Annotated in this window: 2 protein-coding genes and 1 pseudogene; 2 read left to right on the forward strand and 1 reads right to left on the reverse strand. The window is 72.6% G+C overall.

All coding sequences use genetic code 11. The features are described 5' to 3' along the window. Positions 1-282 (forward strand): annotated as a pseudogene (locus tag H5J30_RS34155) (amino acid permease); the annotation flags it as partial. Positions 283-329: 47 nt separating this feature from the next. Here the strand turns inward: H5J30_RS34155 and H5J30_RS34160 are convergent. Beyond that, entirely contained in the window at positions 330-950 is a 621-nt protein-coding gene (locus tag H5J30_RS34160; protein ID WP_181791696.1) for a mycothiol-dependent nitroreductase Rv2466c family protein, read from the reverse strand. Positions 951-1,039: 89 nt separating this feature from the next. Here H5J30_RS34160 and H5J30_RS34165 point away from each other — a divergent pair. Beyond that, the coding region (locus H5J30_RS34165; RefSeq protein ID WP_181791697.1) for an AAA family ATPase at positions 1,040-1,240 on the forward strand (201 nt) is incomplete at its 3' end.

A 1,240-nucleotide genomic window follows, 5' to 3' on the forward strand; every position in this document is an offset into this window, starting at 1 on the left:
GGCGCGGTGACGCTGACGGACACCGGCACGAAGCCGCTGGTGCTGCTGACCACGGGCTCGTTCACCACGGTGTACGCGGTGGGCGTGGCCGCCGCGTTCCGGCTGCTGCCGCGCGGCAGCGCCGGGCGGAAGGCGGCGGTGCCGGCGCTGGTCGCGGTCGGGGCGCTGCTGGTGGCCTCCGGCCCGTACCTGCTGTGGCCGCTGTCGGTGACGGTGGCGGCCTGGCTGTACACAAGGCGCCGCCGGCCGGCGACGGGGGCCGGTACGTCGGCACAGGGGTAAGGACCGGACGCCTTTGGGCGTCCGGTCCTTACCCGCCGGGGGGCCGCTCAGTCGAAGCTCAGGTCGCCCTTGCGGGTCCGCTTCAGCTCGAAGAACTTCGGGTACGACGCCATCGCCAGCGCCCCGTCGAAGATCCGCAGCGCCTCCTCGCCCCGCGGGATGGCGGTCATCACGGGCCCGAAGAACGCGACGCCGTCGATGTGGATCGTCGGGGTGCCGACGTCCTCGCCGACGGGGTCCATGCCCTCGTGGTGGCTCGTGCGCAGCGCCTTGTCGTACTCGTCGCTGCCGGCCGCCGCGGCCAGCTCCGCCGGCAGACCCACCTCGGCCAGCGCGTCCTTGACGATGGTCTCGTAGTCCTCCTCGCCGCCGTTGTGGATGCGGGTGCCGAGGGCGGTGTACAGGTCGCGCAGGACGTCCTCGCCGTGCTGCTGCGCGGCGGCGACGCAGACCCGCACCGGGCCCCACGCCTTGTCCATCAGCGCGCGGTACCACTCCGGCAGCTCGCGGTCCTCGTTGAGCACGGACAGGCTCATCACCCGGAAGCGCAGGTCGATGTCCCGCTGCCGTTCCACTTCGAGGATCCAGCGCGAGGTGATCCACGCGAACGGACAGGCCGGGTCGAAGTAGAAGTCGACCTTGGGCGTTTCACCGGTGGCAGCCGCCATGGGCCATCTCCCTGCTGTGGTACGGATAAGCGCGTCCTTGACGCCTGCGTCAACGCCGGCCCTTCCGGCCGCATTCCGAGGAGCAGACCATTTTCCCCGACACCCCGGCGGTCCTGCTGCTGACCGGCGTCCAGGCCGCCGGCAAGTCCACCGTCGCCCAGCTCATCGCCGAGCGGCTGCCGCGTTCGGCGCACGTGCGCGGCGACGTCTTCCGCCGCATGGTCGTCGGCGGGCGCGCCGAGATGGCGCCGCAGGGGTCGCCGGAGGCGCTGCGGCAGCTGCGGCTGCGG

Source organism: Streptomyces phytophilus, from assembly GCF_013870535.1.
GTDB classification, from domain to species: domain Bacteria; phylum Actinomycetota; class Actinomycetes; order Streptomycetales; family Streptomycetaceae; genus Streptomyces; species Streptomyces phytophilus.

What these genes read in the sequence shown, in the direction of transcription:
- H5J30_RS34160 (WP_181791696.1), bottom strand. Translation starts at nt 950, where the DNA reads ATGGCGGCTGCCACCGGTGAAACGCCCAAGGTCGACTTCTACTTCGAC.